This window comes from Rhizobium sp. WYCCWR 11152 (assembly GCF_013087615.1).
Taxonomy (GTDB): domain Bacteria; phylum Pseudomonadota; class Alphaproteobacteria; order Rhizobiales; family Rhizobiaceae; genus Rhizobium; species Rhizobium indicum.
Genome location: NZ_JABFCP010000024.1, coordinates 161744 through 178779 on the forward strand (window position 1 = coordinate 161744; position 17036 = coordinate 178779).

At 62.7% G+C, this 17036-nt stretch carries 16 protein-coding genes; 11 read left to right on the forward strand and 5 right to left on the reverse strand.

All coding sequences use genetic code 11. From position 1 onward, the window contains the following. The first annotated feature begins 3 nt into the window (after window positions 1-3). From G9X67_RS31160 to G9X67_RS31200, 9 genes are all read left to right on the forward strand, one after another. On the forward strand, window positions 4-981 hold the full coding sequence (locus G9X67_RS31160; RefSeq protein WP_171600443.1) for a MoxR family ATPase: 978 nt from the start codon (window positions 4-6) through the stop codon (window positions 979-981). Next, the gene (locus G9X67_RS31165) at window positions 978-1916 is read left to right on the forward strand and encodes a DUF58 domain-containing protein (RefSeq protein WP_171600444.1); all 939 of its coding nucleotides are present in this window, start codon (window positions 978-980) and stop codon (window positions 1914-1916) included. Before G9X67_RS31160 ends, G9X67_RS31165 begins: the two co-directional genes overlap by 4 nt. Continuing rightward, on the forward strand, window positions 1916-2437 hold the full coding sequence (locus G9X67_RS31170) for a DUF4381 domain-containing protein (protein WP_171600445.1): 522 nt from the start codon (window positions 1916-1918) through the stop codon (window positions 2435-2437). Before G9X67_RS31165 ends, G9X67_RS31170 begins: the two co-directional genes overlap by 1 nt. Then, window positions 2424-3413, forward strand: coding sequence for a VWA domain-containing protein (locus G9X67_RS31175; RefSeq protein ID WP_171600446.1), 990 nt, complete (start codon window positions 2424-2426; stop codon window positions 3411-3413). Before G9X67_RS31170 ends, G9X67_RS31175 begins: the two co-directional genes overlap by 14 nt. Further along, window positions 3410-4963, forward strand: coding sequence for a VWA domain-containing protein (locus G9X67_RS31180; RefSeq protein WP_171600447.1), 1554 nt, complete (start codon window positions 3410-3412; stop codon window positions 4961-4963). Before G9X67_RS31175 ends, G9X67_RS31180 begins: the two co-directional genes overlap by 4 nt. Next, window positions 4960-6252: a BatD family protein gene (locus G9X67_RS31185; RefSeq protein ID WP_171600448.1), complete on the forward strand. Its 1293-nt coding sequence runs from the start codon at window positions 4960-4962 to the stop codon at window positions 6250-6252. Before G9X67_RS31180 ends, G9X67_RS31185 begins: the two co-directional genes overlap by 4 nt. 89 nt (window positions 6253-6341) lie before the next feature. After that, complete coding sequence (locus G9X67_RS31190) at window positions 6342-7316, forward strand: formylglycine-generating enzyme family protein (protein ID WP_138388805.1); 975 nt, start codon at window positions 6342-6344, stop codon at window positions 7314-7316. Continuing rightward, window positions 7313-8407 carry a haloacid dehalogenase-like hydrolase gene (locus tag G9X67_RS31195; protein ID WP_138388804.1) on the forward strand — a complete coding sequence of 365 codons (1095 nt, stop codon included), beginning with the start codon at window positions 7313-7315 and terminating at the stop codon, window positions 8405-8407. The genes G9X67_RS31190 and G9X67_RS31195 overlap by 4 nt, the downstream gene beginning before the upstream one ends. 81 nt (window positions 8408-8488) lie before the next feature. Continuing rightward, a complete protein-coding gene (locus G9X67_RS31200; protein WP_171600449.1) occupies window positions 8489-8935 on the forward strand; it encodes a pyridoxamine 5'-phosphate oxidase family protein in 447 nt (148 codons plus the stop codon). Window positions 8936-8958: 23 nt separating this feature from the next. On the opposite strand, the gene G9X67_RS31205 is transcribed toward G9X67_RS31200, so the two are convergent. After that, window positions 8959-10203: a DUF763 domain-containing protein gene (locus tag G9X67_RS31205; protein WP_138388802.1), complete on the reverse strand. Its 1245-nt coding sequence runs from the start codon at window positions 10201-10203 to the stop codon at window positions 8959-8961. 117 nt (window positions 10204-10320) lie between these two features. On the opposite strand from G9X67_RS31205, the gene G9X67_RS31210 reads away from it, so the two are divergent. Next, entirely contained in the window at window positions 10321-11847 is a 1527-nt protein-coding gene (locus G9X67_RS31210; protein WP_171600450.1) for a phospholipase D-like domain-containing protein, read from the forward strand. Here the strand turns inward: G9X67_RS31210 and G9X67_RS31215 are convergent. Next, entirely contained in the window at window positions 11794-12756 is a 963-nt protein-coding gene (locus G9X67_RS31215) for a lysylphosphatidylglycerol synthase domain-containing protein (RefSeq protein WP_138388800.1), read from the reverse strand. The genes G9X67_RS31210 and G9X67_RS31215 overlap by 54 nt on opposite strands. 140 nt (window positions 12757-12896) lie before the next feature. Between G9X67_RS31215 and G9X67_RS31220 the strand changes: the two genes are divergently transcribed. After that, window positions 12897-13625 carry an endonuclease/exonuclease/phosphatase family protein gene (locus G9X67_RS31220; RefSeq protein ID WP_033183281.1) on the forward strand — a complete coding sequence of 243 codons (729 nt, stop codon included), beginning with the start codon at window positions 12897-12899 and terminating at the stop codon, window positions 13623-13625. Window positions 13626-13643: 18 nt separating this feature from the next. On the opposite strand, the gene G9X67_RS31225 is transcribed toward G9X67_RS31220, so the two are convergent. The 3 genes from G9X67_RS31225 to G9X67_RS35345 all read right to left on the reverse strand — a co-directional run bounded on the left by G9X67_RS31225 (window position 13644) and on the right by G9X67_RS35345 (window position 16994). Then, window positions 13644-14150: a hypothetical protein gene (locus tag G9X67_RS31225; protein WP_138388799.1), complete on the reverse strand. Its 507-nt coding sequence runs from the start codon at window positions 14148-14150 to the stop codon at window positions 13644-13646. 74 nt (window positions 14151-14224) lie between these two features. Continuing rightward, window positions 14225-15361: an FAD-binding oxidoreductase gene (locus G9X67_RS31230; RefSeq protein ID WP_138388798.1), complete on the reverse strand. Its 1137-nt coding sequence runs from the start codon at window positions 15359-15361 to the stop codon at window positions 14225-14227. A gap of 94 nt (window positions 15362-15455) precedes the next feature. Then, window positions 15456-16994: an amino acid ABC transporter permease/ATP-binding protein gene (locus tag G9X67_RS35345; RefSeq protein WP_138388797.1), complete on the reverse strand. Its 1539-nt coding sequence runs from the start codon at window positions 16992-16994 to the stop codon at window positions 15456-15458. Between the last annotated feature and the right edge of the window lie 42 nt (window positions 16995-17036).

Here is a 17036-nt window from a genome sequence, read left to right on the forward strand (position 1 = left end):
CCCATGACGGCTCGCGACGACATCCTCGATCTCGGCACGCGTATCGGCCGGTCGATCATCGGTCAGGAGACCATGGTCGAACGGCTCCTCCTTGGGCTGCTTGCCAATGGCCATCTGCTGGTCGAGGGCCTTCCCGGTCTCGCAAAAACCAGAGCAATCAAGAGCTTGGCAAAGAACCTTGATTCAGAGCTTTCACGCGTTCAATTCACGCCCGACCTGCTGCCAGCCGACATTACCGGCTCCGAAATCTACTTCAGCGAGGGCGGCAAGGGCGAATTCAGGTTCCAGCAGGGGCCGATCTTCGCCAATCTCATCCTGGCGGACGAGATCAACCGCGCGCCGGCCAAGGTGCAGTCCGCGCTGCTCGAGGCCATGGAGGAACGCCAGGTCACCGTTGGCGGCAAGAGCTATCCCCTGCCGCCGCTCTTCATGGTGATGGCGACGCAAAATCCCATCGAGCAGGAGGGCACCTATCCCCTGCCCGAAGCCCAGCTCGACCGCTTCCTCATGCATGTCGAGGTCGGCTATCCGGACGAGGCGTCGGAGGCAGCCATCATGCGGCTCAACCGCAATGAAGAAAACGAGGCGCATGGCGGCGCGAAGCCGCCGTCGCCGGAAAGGCTGAACCCACAGGCCGTATTCGCCGCCCGCAAGGAGATCGGCGCTGTCACCGTTTCCGAACCCGTCGAGAAGTACATGGTGGCGCTCGTCTTCGCCACGCGTTATCCCGACCGCTACGACAAGGATCTCGCGACGCTGCTGCAGGTGGGCGCCAGCCCCCGCGGTGCGATCGGCCTCGACAAGGTTTCGCGATCCTATGCCTGGCTGAAGGGGCGCGATTATGTGACCCCAGATGACGTCAAGGCGATCGCCCACGACGTTTTTCGCCACAGGCTGATCTTGTCCTACGAGGCGCATGCGTCGAACGCCACGCCGGACAAGGTGATCGACCGCATCGTCGAACTGGTGGCGGTCTCATGAGCGATGCGGGCGTCTATGTTTCGACGGACGAACTGGTCGCGCTCGAAGCGAGAGCCCGAGATCTGAGCTTCGTCCAGAAGGCACGCAGCCACCAGCAGCTTGTAGGCCGCATGCAATCGGCGATGCGCGGCCGGGGACTGATCTTCGAAGAACTTCGCGACTATCTGCCCGGTGACGACATCCGCTCCATCGACTGGCGCGTCACGGCGCGAACCAGCCGACCGGTGGTCCGCGTCTACTCCGAGGAAAAGGAGCGGCCCGCGCTGATCATCGTCGACCAGCGGATCAATATGTTCTTCGGCAGCAGGCGATCGATGAAATCGGTAACGGCAGCGGAAGCCGCGATGCTCTGCGCCTGGCGCATACTGGGTTCCGGCGACCGGGTCGGCGGCTTCGTCTTCGGCGAAAGCGGGACGAACGAGGTCAAACCGCATCGCAGCCGCAATGCGGTGATTGCCTTTGCGGAGAAAATCGCACGGCAGAACGCGGGCCTGCGCGCAGACAGCAAAGGCGAACCTGACCCGCAAGCGTTGGACAAGGTTTTGTCGGCGGTCGCAAATATCGCCCACCACGACCATCTCGTGGTCGTCGTCTCCGACTTCGACGGCCATACCGCGACGACACGAGACATCCTGCTGAGGCTCTCCATCCACAACGACGTGATCTGCCTGCTCGTCTACGACCCCTTTCTATTGGACCTGCCGACATCGGGCGACATCGTCGTCAGCGGCGGCGGCCCTCAGGCCGAGCTGGTTCTGCGAACAGCAAGCGTCCGATCCTCGATCGACGCGTTCGCACGCAACCGCGGCCGGGAGTTGAGAGCGTGGCAGCGTCAGCTCGGGCTTCCAATGCTGCCCATATCGGCCGCCGAGGAAACCGCTCCGCAGCTCAGACGTCTGCTGGAGCAGTCTGCGTGGCGGCAACGGAGGCGTTGATGGAGCCGGCAGCAAAGCTTGATCCGATGACGGACATGGCGCTGCGTTCGCTGCACGACATCATGGTTCCGGCGCCGGTCTCATGGTGGCCGCAGACCTGGGGCTGGGCTCTGCTGGCAGCCCTGCTTGCATTCGCCGTTCTCCTGGTGATCTTCCGGCGGATCAGGCGTTACCGCGCCAACGCCTACAGGCGCGAGGCCTTGACCTTGCTGGCAGGGATCTCTGACAGACTTCGACACCCCGCCACGCGCCCCGACGCCATAAAGGATCTCGCAGAAGTTCTGAAGCGCACAGCGCTGGCAGCCTGGCCGCGCGGTGAAGTCGCCTCCCTTTCCGGTAACGGCTGGGTTCGATTTCTCGACGCGCATGACGAGGATGGGGCCGGAGACACGCTCGAACGCCTCCTGGACGACTTCGAATATCATGGCGCGGAGATCGTCGCGGATCTGCCGTCGAATGTCTGCGGCGATCTCGTCATCGCCGCCCGCAAATGGATCGAGCAACATCATGTATCAGCTTGATTTGCCCTGGCTTCTGCTTGTGCTGCCGTTACCGATGCTGCTCTGGTGGCTGCTGCCGGCTCATCGGGAAACATCGGCGTCCGTGAGACTGCCCTTCTTCTCGCAGGTCGCCGAGGCGGCGGGCGTTCGTCCGACTGAGGGATCGGTGGTGACGCGCAGGACATGGCCACAGCTCGTCTGCGAGACCCTGGCCTGGGGCCTGGTGATGCTCGCCCTGGCACGCCCCCAGCTCGTGGAACCGCCGATCGAGAAGATCGAGCCGCAACGCGATATCCTTCTCGCCCTCGACCTGTCGCAGTCGATGGATGCGCGGGACTTCCCTGGCGCCGAGGGCGCGCCCCTCGCCCGCGTCGAAGCCGTCAGGCAGGTCGTCGCCGACTTCGTCGAGAAAAGACCCGGCGATCGGATTGGTCTCGTCGTCTTCGGAGACGCGCCCTATCCGCTCGCACCCTTCACGATGGATCACGAGCTCGTCCGGACGATGATCGCCGACACCGTTCCCGGGATGGCCGGACCGCGGACGTCGCTGGGAGACGCTCTTGGTCTTGCGATCAAGATGTTCGAGAAGACGACCACTCCGGAAAAGGTGCTCATCGTTCTGACTGATGGTAACGACACGGCCAGCAGGATGCCACCCCTGAAGGCAGTGGAGATCGCGAAATCGAAGGGCGTGATCGTCCACACGGTGGGTATCGGAGACCCTGCTGCGACGGGCGAGGACAAGCTGGATACCGCGACGCTGCAGAAGATCGCCGCGAATACCGGCGGTCGCTATTTCTTCGGAGGCGACCAGTCGCAGCTGGCAGCGATCTACGAGGTGCTCGACCAGATAACCCCGGAGGATCAGAAGAACCTGTCCTGGCGGCCGCGGATCGAGCTGTTCCACTGGCCGCTGCTGGCCGCCGTCGCACTGCTGGCGGCCTATTATCTCGCCTCGGGAGTGGCGGCCGCATTCAAGCGGAGGGCGGCGGCATGATTGCGGATTTTCATTTCCTGCGTCCCTGGCTCCTGCTCCTTCTCGTACTGCCGGCTGCGATCCTCTGGATGGTTTCACACTCCGGCGACATCCGTGCACAGTGGAAGGGCATGATCGCGCCGCATCTGCTCGACCGCCTCGTTGTCGATGCTTCGGGGCGCTCAAGAATGCGGCCATCCTGGTTGCTGGCGGCCGTCATGGCTGCCGGGATCGTTGGGGCGGCAGGGCCGACATGGCAGCGTGAGCCGCCGCCCTTCGTCGAGGACACAGCGCCTCTCGTCATCGCCGTTGACCTGTCGCAGACAATGGACGCCATCGACGTGACCCCGTCCAGGCTGGAGCGGGCGAAACTCAAGATCAAGGACGTGATCGAGGCCAGACAGGGCGCGCGCACGGCGATCGTCGCCTATGCCGGCACCGCCCATCTGGTCCTGCCGCCGACCGAGGATGCGGCGCTGCTTGAAAGCTACTCCGAGGCATTGGCGACGCGCATCATGCCGACGCCGGGCAAGGACACGACAGCCGCGCTGCGGCTCGGACAAAGCCTCCTGCACAAAGAAGGGGTCGCCGGAACGATCCTGCTGCTGACCGACGGAGTGGAAGCCGCTGCAGCGCAGACACTCAAGTCGAGCGGCGACGGCGTCGTCATTCTCGGGATCGGCACGTCGGCGGGCGGACCGGTCAAGACGCCGGATGGCGGATTTCTCTCGGATGCATCCGACACACGTCTCTTTCCTAAGCTCGACGTCGCCGGGCTCGAGGCCATCGGCAATGAAACCGGGGCAGATGTCGCGAGAATCACGGACGACGACACGGATGTTCGCTGGATCATGCAGCGTATCCGCAGTAACTTCGCGCAGAAGCAGGAGACGGAGGGTGACCGCTGGCGCGATTTCGGCTGGTGGCTGGTCGTCCCGGTCGCGGTTGCGATGGCCCTGTCGTTCCGCAAGGGCTGGGTGGTGCGGATAGCCACGTTGCTGCTCGCCCTGCGGATGCTGTCGCCGGGCAGCGCCCGTGCGGACGGGCTGATCGATATATGGCTGACGTCCGATCAGCAGGGCCGCATTGCCTTCGAGCGGGGTAATTACGACGGGGCCACAGACCGCTTCGTCGATCCGATGTGGAAGGGCGTCGCCCTCTATCGAGCCGGCAAATTCGAGGAGGCGATCGACGCCTTTGCTTACATCGATACGGCGGAGAGCTGGTACGACCAAGGCAATGCTCTCCTCCAGCTATCGAAGTTCGAGGAGGCTGTCGCAGCCTATGAGAAGGCTCTCGATAAACGAAGCGAATGGCCGGAGGCCGAGGCGAACCTCGCCGTCGCACGGCAACTCCTGAAGCAACAGCAGGAAAAGCAGGAAGAACAGCCCGAACAGCCGAGCGAGGATCCCGACAGCGTCCAGTTCGACGAGAGGGGAAAGGAGGGCAAGGAAGGTCAGATTAATATCGCCGAGCAGACTTCGGAGATGTGGATGAAGAACATCAACGTCAGCCCGGCGGACCTGATGGCCCGCAAGTTTTCCCTCGAAGCGAGGAGGCAGTCTCCATGAGGCTTTCAGCCACGCTTCTTTGGGCGTTCATATGCGGACAGGCCATCGCCGCCGAGCCCTTCGGACGCGCCGCCATCGAAGGCGCAGATGGGATTGTCCCCGGCCAGCAGGTCCACGTCGTCGTCGACATTTTCGCGCCGGAATTCTTCACGTCGCCGCCGCAATATCCGCTGTTCGAAGTTCCGGCCGCCCTTGTCACGCTTTCCGACGATCGTGCCCAGAACCTCGTCCAGACGATCGCGGACGTCCAATATTCGGGAATACGCAGGAGCTATGTGATCGTCCCGGAGAAGACCGGATCCTTCGTACTGCCCGAAATTGCGATCGATCTTGGCTATTCGGCGAACGGCAGCGCGATCAAGGCGCAGTTGCATGTAGCCCTTCCCGCTTTCGATGTCGTGGCCGCTCCCGACCAGACTGCCAGGTCCTTCGCCGCCCGCAACCTGACGCTAACCCAGTCCTTCGACAGAAGCCCGTCAACCTTGAAGGCCGGCGACGCTGTCGTGCGGACGATCGTCGTCTTTGCCGAGGACACGCAGGCCATGCTGATCCCGCCGGTCGATCTGGGACGGGCAGCCGGGGTCGCGCAATATCTGAAGCCGCCGTCACTGACAGACGGCGTCGAACAGCGCGGGATCGGCCGGAGCGTCGAGACCGGAAGTACCCGGACCGAAACGGTGGTCTACACGGCTTCGGCCGAAGGCAGCTTCCAGGCGCCGGCCGTTTCCTACCAATGGTTCGACCTCGATGCCCATGCCGGAGCGACGGCGACCCTTCCGGCCGTCGATATCGTCGTGGCGAAGGCGGCCTCAACCGAGCGCATCGATCCGAAATTCGATCCCCCTGGCGAAGACCAAGGAAAGAATGCTTGGCAGGTAGTGCTGTTATCATGCGCGGCCGTGCTCGCCTGCTTCGCGGCAATTGTCGCGTGGCAAAAGGGCTCGGCAATCCGCGCATGGGCGGAACGGCGTCGAATGAGCCGCCGAAACTCTCCACGGAGAAGACTTCGCCGCCTTCGAACCATCATCAGGGTCGGGCCCGATCCGGCAATCTATCGGGCGCTTCAGGATTGGAGCGGAAGTCTCGGATTCCGGTCGGTTTCCGACTGGGCTGAAGCGCAGGGCAATCCCCGGCTTTCGGCACAGGTCACCATTCTCGAGCGGCGCCTCTTCCGGTCGCGCGACATGCAATTGGATCGCGGCAAGTTCGCGGACTCCATCACCCTGGCAGCGACGAACAAGGGGCGAGCGCGAAAATCCGCCCTACCCGCCCTCAATCCGGTGGCATGACGGACGCGTTGTTACGTCGAGTTAACAGTAACATTCTTTCCTGACGGCGCGCGGGAGCTAAGGTCGGGACATCGGTTCTGGAGGCCGCGATGGCATTGGCATTCGACAGCGCGACAGAAGCCCGGCGCGAGTCCGAGGGCATGGTGTGGATTCCCGGCAGGTCGTTCACGATGGGATCCGACCATCATTATCCGGAGGAAGCCCCGGCCCACCCGGTCAAGGTGGACGGCTTCTGGATTTCGCTGACGCCGGTCACCAACAGGCAGTTCAAGGAATTCGTCGAGGCGACGGGATATGTCACCGTCGCAGAGATAGCTCCCGATCCGAAGGACTATCCCGGTGCGAAGCCTGAGATGCTGAGGGCGGGGTCGCTGGTGTTCACGCAACCGAAAGCCGTGAACGGCGCCGACATCTCCCAGTGGTGGACATTCAAGTTCGGTGCGAACTGGCGCCGCCCTCTCGGCGGCCTCAGCGATCTGCGCGGCAAGCTCGACCATCCGGTCGTGCATGTCGCCTATGCGGACGCCGCTGCCTATGCGGACTGGGCCAGGCTCGATTTGCCGACGGAGGCCGAATGGGAGCTTGCCGCCCGCGGCGGGCTGGATGACGCGGAATATGCATGGGGCGACGAGTTCGCGCCGGGCGGCGTCCCGATGGCAAACACCTGGAGCGGCACGTTCCCTACCCACGCGATGAAGCCGAAAGGACACGAACGTACCTCGCCTGTGCGATCGTTCCCGCCGAATGGCTTCGGCCTCTACGACATGATCGGCAACGTCTGGGAATGGACGAGCGACTACTGGTCGCCCCGGCATCCCGAACCGGCGAAACACTCGTGCTGCATTCCGAGCAACCCGCGCGGCAGTGACGCCGAGGCAAGCTACGATCCGCGCCAGCCGGAAATCCGGATAGCGCGCCGGGTGCTGAAGGGCGGCTCCCATCTTTGCGCTCCAAACTACTGCAGACGCTACCGTCCTGCCGCCCGCCACGCCGAACCCGAGGATACTTCCACCAGCCATGTCGGCTTCCGCTGCATCAGGCGCACGGAAGGAAAAGCGAAATGAGAAGACGTTTCCAGGCCTCCGATACCATGCTCCCGTCGTTGCCGCTTGTCGGCGGCGAAGATCACGTCGCTCCCGCAAACCCCATCGCCGTCTTCGGAGCAATGCCACTGACGCGCCGTGCAGTTCTGGCCAGTCTCTTTGCCGCTTATTTTTGCGTCTTTGCCGTGCAGCAAGGGTTAGCTCAGTCCGATCCGCTGGCTTCCTGGAACGATACCCCCACCAAGGCGGCCATCATTGATTTTGTCGCCCGTGTCACGACACCCGCCGGTCCCGAGTTCGTGCCCGAGGAAGAGCGCGTGGCGGTATTCGACATGGATGGAACACTCATTCCGGAGAAACCTGTTCCTGCGGCACTCATCCCGATCATCATCGATATCAAGGCCGCGATCACCGCAAAACCGATGCTCGCCGAAAAGCCTGGCATCCAGGCATTCTTGCGCGGGGACGAGGCGGCACTCGCGGCTGCCGGCGAACAGGGCCTCAACGAGCTCATCGCGGCGGCAACGGACGGAAAGACCACGGAAGAGTTCTCTGCGGAGATATTGCCGCTGATGGAGAAGACGCCGGAAAAGAGATTTGGCGTTCCCTACACGCGCGCTGTCTATCAGCCGATGCGTGAACTGCTCGCTTATCTTGAAGCCAACGGGTTCCAGAACTGGATCTGCAGCGGAAGTCCGATCCTGTTCACCCGGGCGGTTTCCGAAGCCATGCTCGGCATTCCGCCGCAGCGTGTCATGGGAAGTACCGCCGGCACCAGGCTTGACGAGCGTGGCGGCAAGACCGTGCTCGTCTTCGATGGCAGCGTCGATCACGTCAATGACCGCGAAGGCAAGCCGCCGACGATCAACCTTGCTCTCGGAATGCGTCCCGTCTTCGTCGGGGGCAATGAAGGTGGCGGTGGCGACATTGCGATGATGCGCTGGTCGAAAGACCGGAAAGGTCCGAGCTTCCAGCTTCTTATAAACCACGACGATGCGGACCGGGAATTCGCCTACGCGGAGCCTGACGGTTATTCACTCAATGCAGCGAGCAAATATGGATTTCACGTCGTCAGCATGAAACAGGACTGGAAAGTGGTCGTCGCACCATAAAGCGGAATGCGGGGCTGTTCACCTTGGAACAATCTGGACGCTTGCACGCTACTCCCGAGCATACAAACCTGGGAGATTGCAATGTCCATGACCCTCGAAGACCTATCCTCGCAACTGAAGAAGATCGATTTCTGCATGCTGTCGACGAATGCCGGGTCGGGCCGCATCTCGGCCCGACCGATGAGCAACAACGGCGACGTCGAATATGACGGGGATTCCTGGTTCTTTTCCTATGAAGACAGCAGGAAAATCACGGAGATCGAAGGCATCGAAACCGTCTCGCTGACCTTCACGGCGCCTCCCAGCCTCCTCGGCATGCCCGGGATTTTCATCGCTGTCGAGGGCGCAGCGTCGCTGGTACGGGACAAGGCGGCACTCGAAGAACATTGGATCCCCGATCTCGAGCGGTGGTTTCCTGAAGGAGTGGACACTCCTGGGATCGTTCTTATCAAGGTTTCAGCGTCCTCCATCCGGTACTGGGATGGTGAGGAAAACGGCGAGGTCGCCCTGCCTGGCTCAGCGACTTAAGGTAATGGCATAAAAGGGATGCCTTACTTCGCGGGCGGCTCCTCCCAGCCGAAGACGCTCCGGCCGCCGAAATCGGCGGATTGGCGGAATTCACCGGCAATGATTTCCTTGAGGTCGGGACCCGTCACGTAGCGTTCCATCTGCCTGGACTGATCGTCCAGGCGCTTGAGCGCCTGCAATTCCTCCTCGCGTCCGAGCCTGCCCTTCTGCACCGCCGATTTCATCACGGCGATCGTCTCGTCATAGACCTTGAGCGGAACCGGAAAAGGATGACGGTCCTTGCCGCCATGGGCGATCGAGAAGCGCGCCGGATCGGAAAAACGGCAGGGCGCGCCGTGAACGACTTCCGCCACCATCGCCAACGCCTTCACCGTGCGGGCGCCGACGCCTGGCACGAGCAGCAGCTCTTCGAAATCCGCCGGCCCGCGGTCGGCAGCGGCAGCCAGATTTCCATGCAAGCGCCGCATGTTGACGTCGCTCTCGCGGACATCGTGATGGGCAGGCATGATCAGGCGCGGCAGCATCGGCTGTTCGGCCGGTTCAGGCGCCGGCGCTTCGGCACGTTGCAAGGCCGCGGCTTCGCGGATGATCCGGTCGGGCCCGAGGGTCGCCAGTAGATCGAGCTGACCGCGCCGCGAGCGTTCGGCGCGCCGGTCGGCAAGATTGACGATCTCGCCCTGGCTCCTTCCTTCGATTGCCGCATGCGGCGAATCGACGAAGCTCTCCAGGCCTTCGGACAGCCAGTGATACCGCCGGGCCTGCCGCCTGTCGCCGTTCATGCCCTGCTGCACAACCACCCAATGGCCGTCATCGGCGACGATGAACCCGTGCAGATAAAGATCGAACCCATCCTGAAGGGCAGCGCTGTCGACCTTGGCAATAAGACGGCTCGTGGTCGCGAGCCCTTCCCCGTCGAGACCGACACGCTCGCCGATCGAGACGAGTTCCTGCGGCGTCTTGCGCGAATGCGCGCCGCGGCCGCCGCAGACATGCAGCCCGAGCTCTCCGGCGCGCGGCTTAAGCCCGCGCTTCAGCGCGCCGAGAACGCTGGTGGTGATACCGGAAGAATGCCAGTCCATGCCCATGACCGCGCCGAAGGACTGGAACCAGAAGGGATGCGCGAGCCTCCGCAGGAATTCGTCGCGGCCATAGTGATGGACGATCGCCTCAGTGATCAGCGTCCCCAACCGCGTCATCCGGTCGCCCAGCCAATGCGGTACGCGTCCCCCGTGAAGGGGAAGATCGGCGCTGCCTGCTCGTTGTGACATTTCGCATCCTTGCACTTCGTATCGCCGGCCCTACCAACCCGACCGCCTCATCTGGCGCCGCATGGAACCCAAAAATATTCCAAGCGTTTGCTCTCCCAGTTAGAGGCCGAGGCAATCATGACGACATTCGAAACCATCTTCAATAACCCGAGCTTGCCCCAGACAAAATCACAACGGCCGGGCGCCCGCCAAAAACAGGAGGGCAACGCCTTGTGTCTGGAAGGGAGCGCTGCCAAGGCGGCCTTCCTGATCAACGGCAACAGTTATTTCGCCGAGCTGGCGCGCGCATTGCGGCAGGCGCGGCGCACCATTTGGATCATCGGATGGGATTTCAATCCGGACATCCGGTTGGAACCCGATAAGTCCGACGAAACGCTGGCCGACCTGTTGCATGCCCTGGCAGCGGCAAATCCGAAACTCGAAATACGCATCCTCATCTGGGCACTCGGTCCCGTTTATTCCGGCAAGTCCCTGCAGCCGCTGCGGAAGAAGAACTTTCCCAGAAATGCGCAGATCGATCTGCGCTTCGAGCTTCAGCCGACATTGCGCGGCTGCCACCATCAGAAACTCGTCTCTATCGACGATGCCGTTGCCTTCATCGGCGGCATAGACCTGACGTCGCGCCGGTGGGACACCTGGCTCCACCGTGCCAAGGATAAATTGCGACGTGACCCCAAGGGCGTTTCCTATGATCCGCTGCACGACGTTCAGGCAATGGTCACGGGAGACGCTGCCAGGTTGATCGGCGATATCGCCAGGCGGCGCTGGGAAAACGCCACCAGTGAAAGCCACCTGCCGTTGGCCGAAGATGTCCCTTTTTCCTGGCCGGACGATCTCGCCGTTTCGATGAGGGAGATCGCGGTCAGCTTCGCGCTGACGGAGCCGTCGACCGCCTTTCGCTCCGGCATCAGCGACGGCATCGCCATGACATTGGATGTCATCGCCCGGGTGCGGCGGCAGCTTTACATCGAGGCGCAATATCTCGCCTCCTTCCGCGTCGCCGACGCCATTGCCGCGCGGCTGCAGGAGGAGAACGGGCCTGAAGTCGTCATCATCTGCACGCGCAGCTCTCACGGGCTGATCGAAAAGCTTGTCATGGGCGGCAATCGCGACCGGGTCATCCGCCGCCTCAAACGAGCCGATCGCGCCGATCGCCTGCGCGTCTACTATGCCGTCGTGCCCGGGCCAATCGTGCCCGGGCCAGTCACGCCGCAAGAGGGCGGCGACGTGGAGGTGCTCGTCCATTCCAAACTGATCATCGCCGATGACGAGCTGGTCCGCATCGGCTCCTCCAACCTCAACAATCGCTCGGAAGGGATGGATGGCGAATGCGACATGCTGTTCGAGGCCGGCAACAACGAGCATCGCCGCGCGATCGCGGACCTGCGCAATTGCCTGCTTTCGGAATATCTCGGAACCACACCGGAAAGCTTTGCCGCAGCCTTTATGCAAAGCGGCTCGTTGATCCAGGCGGTCGACGCGCTCAATGACGGGCCTCGGGGTTTACGGGAATTCACCGTCGAGCTGTCGGGCAGCATTTCACCGATTTCAGGCACGGCGATCTTCGACCCGGTTCGACCCGTAACGGTTTTAGACCGACTGGGCCTCGGCGCGCTCGTCCGCCGCCTCATTCGCCCCGCGTGACCTCCGCCGGAAAACGGCTTCGCTGATGACGAGCAGCGTCGTGCCGAGCGCCAGCGGAATGAAGAAATAGGCGCAGCGAAACGCAATCAACGCGCCGATAGACGCCTCCTTCGGCACGACATAGGAGACCGTCGCCTCGAGCACGCCGAGACCGCCCGGAACATGCGTTGCGAGGATCGCCGAATTGGCAAGCACGTAAGCCGTCACCGACCTGAAGAAGGCAACGTCGCCGAAGGCCGAAAGCATCTGGTGCAGGCAGGCGGCGACGAGCATGAAATTGATCGTCCCGACCCCGACCTGTGCGACCGCGATCGAAAATCGCGGTAGCTGAAACGACCAGCGCCACAGCCGCAACGTGCCGCGGATGAAAAACGAAAGGCCCGCATAGACCACCGGCACGACCAGCGCCAGCAAACCGAAGATGCGGACGCTGGCAGGATCGATGCGCAGCAGGCGCCCGGCATCGCCGGGATTGACGATCATGGCGATGCCGCCAAGTGTGATCAGCCCGAGCCCCACCGTGACACCACAAAACAGGATAATCTTCGCCACGTCCTCCGCCGTCAGCCCCCAGCGCGAATAGAAACGATAGCGAAATGCGCCGCTGCTCAGCCCGGCAAAGCCGATATTGTGGCCGAGCGAAAGGCTAATGAAGGAAGCCAGCGCAATCCTGGAATAGGGCAAGGATTTGCCGAGCGAACGGATTGCCAGGAGATCGAAGCAGCTTAGGCACAGATAGGACGCCGCAGCAAAGAGAAGTGCAGTGCAAAAGGTCGAAAGAGGTATGCTGCGAACCGATTGGACGATCTGATCGAGGCTATATTGTTGGAAGATTCGATAGAGGAGAAAGACCGCAAGACAAAGGGCAGCAACGAGCAGTCCATTCCATATCATGCTTTTGAAGCTCATCGATTGTCCTCAGGAGTGCGAGCGCGATGGTTCGATAATCGGGAACGATCAAACGAGTTTTGTGTTCCCTGGAGACCAAGTTCTATGTTCTCCGGGGGAACTTCTATGTTCTCCCCGGGGGGAACGAGCCAGCAGGGCCTATGCCGGATCAATCAATCAAAATCCTGACCTATAATGTGCACAGTTGTATCGGCGGCGACCGGAAGCTCGATCCCGGCCGCATCGCTTCTGTCATCGCCGAGGCTGAGGCTGATATCGTCGCTCTTCAGGAGGTCGATGTCCTCCGGCGCAGGACCGGCGGCGTCGACCAGGCCCATGCTATCGCCTCGCTTTTGAAGATGCAGGCTCATTTCCATCCGGCGCTGTCGATTGCCGAGGAGCAGTATGGCGATGCGATCATCACTTCGCTGCCGACAGGCGCGGTCAAGGCCGGACCATTGCCATCCATCGGCGAACAGCGCGGCGCCATTTCCGTCGAAATAGTGGTCGGCGACAGAAAACTGCTGGTCGTCAACACCCATCTCGGCCTTCGCGGCCGCGAGCGCATCCGGCAGATGACGACATTGCTGAACCCCGGCTGGCTGCGCGGCACGGCGGATGAACCTCTTCCGACCATCCTCTGCGGCGATTTCAACGCCATTCCGTCATCGGCGACTTACCGACTTGCCGCGCGGTCGTTGAAAGACGCCCAGCTCGCAGGCAGCGCCGCGCCGAGAGCGACCTTTCCCTCGCGCTACCCGCTGATGCGCCTCGACCACATCTTCGTCACTGACGATCTCATCGTCAAACAGGCGGCGGTCCTCGAAAACCGCCTGACAAGGATTGCCTCAGACCACCTGCCTCTGCTCGCGGAAATCGGCTTCGCCTGATCCGTCGTCTGACGGCTTTCACCGGGCAAGCTTCCGGTTCATCGCCGCCGCCACCAACGGTAGCGCCGTCGTCGCCACGGCTCCCAGCGGCAAACGCATGATGCCCCTCGTGACGACGAAGGTCGCCGCCATTGCACCTGCCAGCTTGAGCCAAGGCTGATTGCCGAGCTGCGCATGGGCGCTGGCATCGGCCCATCGGACGTTCTCCGTCACGACGGTCGCGGCCTGATGTTGGATCACATGAAGGCGAGCGCGGAGGTTTTCGAGCTCTTCTCGCAGTTCTTGCAGACGGCCTTCCAGGACATGACCTTCGTAGATCGGGAGAGGCTCCTCGACGGTGTCTCCAACGAAAGCATGACCACCGAGCGTCGCAATATATGCCCGATATTCGGCCTCGCTGGCGAAACCCTCACGTCTGATAAGATCAGGGTTGATGCTCGCCTCTTCGAAGGAGGCCTGCGCGGTTTCCACGCCGTCGCGCATATCCTTGTTTGTGCCGGTGTCCCCGAGTTCGTCCTTGAACATGATGCGTCTCCAGTTGTTCCTGGCGATAGAACGCTCGACGGCTCAGAAGGATGCATCGGCCTCCGCTCCTGCCTTCATCTTCGCGACGCGCTGAAACGCTCCGGCCGAAAGTCCGCCAGCAGCGGATGGCGGTGTCCGGTGGCGATCTCGTCCGCCAGCAGTTCGCCGGCAATCAGGCCGAGAGTGGCGCCGCTATGGCTGAAAGCGACGAAATAACCCGAGATCGACGGCAGTTCGCCGAAGACGGGCTCGCCGTCGCCTGGGATGGGCTTCGGGCCGACCCCATAATCTTCGACCTCCAGTACCGGATTGCCTTCGAGAACCCTGGAGGCCTCGCGCAGCAGCCCCTCCAGCGTCGATTGCCTGACATCATAGCTGCCGTCGGGCCTCACGCTCACCTCTTCCTCGGACCAGGCGGCGTCGAGCGCGAAACCACCGTTGGGCGTCGGCCGGATGGCGACGCGAGGGGTGTTGAGCACGGCCTTCAGCGGATGGCGGATCGGCTTGGTCCGGACGAGAAGGGCGACAGGCGTTGCATCGCCGATATGCTGGCCGGCCTCGGCGACGATGGCCGGAACGTCGCCGCCGGCAGCAAGCAGCACGGCATCAGCATCCCGGCGCATGCCGTCTGCCGTGATCACGCCACGGGCGCTCCCGCTTTCGACATCGACCGTCGCGCGACCCGCGTCCGTGACGATCTCGCCGCCCAGCGTGCGGAATTCTTCCACGAGCGTGCCGATCAAGGACGGAAGATCGACCCAGCCCTCCCCGGGATTGAGGATCGCGCCTTGCGGCGTCACCGCACTTGCATCGACACCCGGCGTCGCCGCGGCAATTCCCTCCGGCGCGAGCCATTGCGCGTGATAGCCGAGATCGCGCTCATAGTCGAAGATCTCGGCGATCTCGTTGCCGGCATCGTCCGCATCCCAGGTTAGGCCGCCGTCAAAGCGCAGCCACGGCGCATCGGGATACCGGACGGCCAGCGTGCGGTAGCGATCTATGCCGGCCAACCGCAGCCGGTGATAGACATCGGTGCGTTTGCGCGCCGAGTTGAGCCAGGCGAGCGAACGGCCGGAGGCGCCGTTGGCAAGCGGGCCATCATTGATGAGCACGGTGCGGACCCCGAGCCGGGCCAGATGGACAGCGGTCGAGACGCCAAAGATCCCGCCGCCGATGACGACGACCTTCGAAGGTTTGGTGGAAGCATTCATGTCGATAACCTTGTTGTCTGCTCTTGCTAGGTCGAGTGAAATCCGGCACGCCCGGGGTGAGGACGACCGGGAGCACCATGCGTTGCCTGAGGCTTCAGAGAACTTCAGCGAGGAAGCGCTTCAGCCGCTCGCTTTTGGGATTGTCGAAGATCTGCTGCGGGCAGCCGGCCTCGACGATGCGGCCCTCATCCATGAAGACGACCTGGTCGGCAACCCTGCGCGCAAATCCCATCTCATGCGTCACCACGGCCATCGTCATGCCCTGGCGGCCGAGGGCGGCCATCAGGTCGAGCACGCCCTTCACCAGTTCGGGATCGAGCGCACTCGTCACTTCGTCGAAGAGCATGACCTCGGGATCCATGGCCAGCGCGCGGGCGATGGCGACGCGCTGCTGCTGCCCACCCGACAGACCTGCGGGCCGATGATCCCTACGCTCTGCGAGGCCGACCTCGGCCAGACGCGCCTCGGCGATGCGCCGCGCCTCCAGCCTCGGCATCTTCTTGATCTTGGTCAGCGAAAGCATGACGTTTTCGAGTGCCGTGTGGTCGGGAAACAGGTTGAAGTGTTGGAACACCATGCCCACACGCCGGCGCAGCCTCTCCGGCTTCATCGCCAGGATGCTCTCGCCATCGAGCAGGATGTCGCCGCCTTTCGGTTCGACAAGCCTGTTCATGCAGCGCAGCAGCGTCGATTTGCCCGAGCCGGAAGGACCGATAATGCAGGTGACGGTACCAGCGGCGATGTCGAGATCGACACCCTTCAGCACGTCGAGATCGCCATAGGCCATGGTGAGGTCCCGGATGTTCAGGGCGCCGCCTTTGAAGCGCGGCGTACTCTCCTCGGCCGCCTTGACCGTGGGATGCTTGCCGGCAGCGGCCCGCAGTTCGCTCACCTCGACCAATCCGCTCGCGGCACCCGAGCCGCGGCCTTGTTTTCCGAGCCGCAGTCTCGCATCGATATAATTGACGAAGTGGGTCAGCGGCACGGTGATGACGAGATAGAAAACGCCTGCCAGCAGCAGCGGCGAAAGATTGCCGGTGACGACGGCCTGATCCTGGCCGACACGGAAGATCTCCCGCTCGGAGGCGAGCAATCCAAGGAAGTAGACAAGGCTGGAATCCTTGACGTTTCCGATGAATTGGTTGACCAGCGCCGGTAGAACGCGCCTGATGCCTTGTGGAATGACGATCAGACGCATGCCCTGCCCGTGGCTCATGCTGAGCGCCCGGCAGGCTTCCATCTGGCCGCGTTCGACGCTTTGGATGCCCGACCGGAAGATTTCACCGATATAGGCTCCGGCGATCAGGCTGAGCGCCAGGATGCCGAGCGGAAATGGCGACGGACCGAAGATCTCACGCCCGATCCGGGCAAAACCCTGGCCAATGATCAGGATCGTGACGATCGCCGGTAGCCCGCGGAAAACATCGGTGTAGATGCGTGCCGGCAGCCGCAGCCAGCGGGACTGCGAGATGCCCATCACGGCAAGCGCCATGCCGATGATGACGCCGAGCACGGTCGAGGCAGCGGCGAGGATCAGGGTATTCTTCAAGCCGACGCTGATCATGCTCGGCAGAACTTCCGCCATGGCGTCCCAGTCCAGGAAGCTGCGGCGCAGATTTTCAAGCCAGTTCATTCAGATCCCCATGAATTCTTGCCCGGCGCGGACGCCGCCGTC

What these genes read in the sequence shown, in the direction of transcription:
- G9X67_RS31160 (WP_171600443.1), top strand. Translation starts at nt 4, where the DNA reads ATGACGGCTCGCGACGACATCCTCGATCTCGGCACGCGTATCGGCCGG.
- G9X67_RS31165 (WP_171600444.1), top strand. Translation starts at nt 978, where the DNA reads ATGAGCGATGCGGGCGTCTATGTTTCGACGGACGAACTGGTCGCGCTC.
- G9X67_RS31170 (WP_171600445.1), top strand. Translation starts at nt 1,916, where the DNA reads ATGGAGCCGGCAGCAAAGCTTGATCCGATGACGGACATGGCGCTGCGT.
- G9X67_RS31175 (WP_171600446.1), top strand. Translation starts at nt 2,424, where the DNA reads ATGTATCAGCTTGATTTGCCCTGGCTTCTGCTTGTGCTGCCGTTACCG.
- G9X67_RS31180 (WP_171600447.1), top strand. Translation starts at nt 3,410, where the DNA reads ATGATTGCGGATTTTCATTTCCTGCGTCCCTGGCTCCTGCTCCTTCTC.
- G9X67_RS31185 (WP_171600448.1), top strand. Translation starts at nt 4,960, where the DNA reads ATGAGGCTTTCAGCCACGCTTCTTTGGGCGTTCATATGCGGACAGGCC.
- G9X67_RS31190 (WP_138388805.1), top strand. Translation starts at nt 6,342, where the DNA reads ATGGCATTGGCATTCGACAGCGCGACAGAAGCCCGGCGCGAGTCCGAG.
- G9X67_RS31195 (WP_138388804.1), top strand. Translation starts at nt 7,313, where the DNA reads ATGAGAAGACGTTTCCAGGCCTCCGATACCATGCTCCCGTCGTTGCCG.
- G9X67_RS31200 (WP_171600449.1), top strand. Translation starts at nt 8,489, where the DNA reads ATGTCCATGACCCTCGAAGACCTATCCTCGCAACTGAAGAAGATCGAT.
- G9X67_RS31205 (WP_138388802.1), bottom strand. Translation starts at nt 10,203, where the DNA reads ATGTCACAACGAGCAGGCAGCGCCGATCTTCCCCTTCACGGGGGACGC.
- G9X67_RS31210 (WP_171600450.1), top strand. Translation starts at nt 10,321, where the DNA reads ATGACGACATTCGAAACCATCTTCAATAACCCGAGCTTGCCCCAGACA.
- G9X67_RS31215 (WP_138388800.1), bottom strand. Translation starts at nt 12,756, where the DNA reads ATGAGCTTCAAAAGCATGATATGGAATGGACTGCTCGTTGCTGCCCTT.
- G9X67_RS31220 (WP_033183281.1), top strand. Translation starts at nt 12,897, where the DNA reads ATGCCGGATCAATCAATCAAAATCCTGACCTATAATGTGCACAGTTGT.
- G9X67_RS31225 (WP_138388799.1), bottom strand. Translation starts at nt 14,150, where the DNA reads ATGTTCAAGGACGAACTCGGGGACACCGGCACAAACAAGGATATGCGC.
- G9X67_RS31230 (WP_138388798.1), bottom strand. Translation starts at nt 15,361, where the DNA reads ATGAATGCTTCCACCAAACCTTCGAAGGTCGTCGTCATCGGCGGCGGG.
- G9X67_RS35345 (WP_138388797.1), bottom strand. Translation starts at nt 16,994, where the DNA reads ATGAACTGGCTTGAAAATCTGCGCCGCAGCTTCCTGGACTGGGACGCC.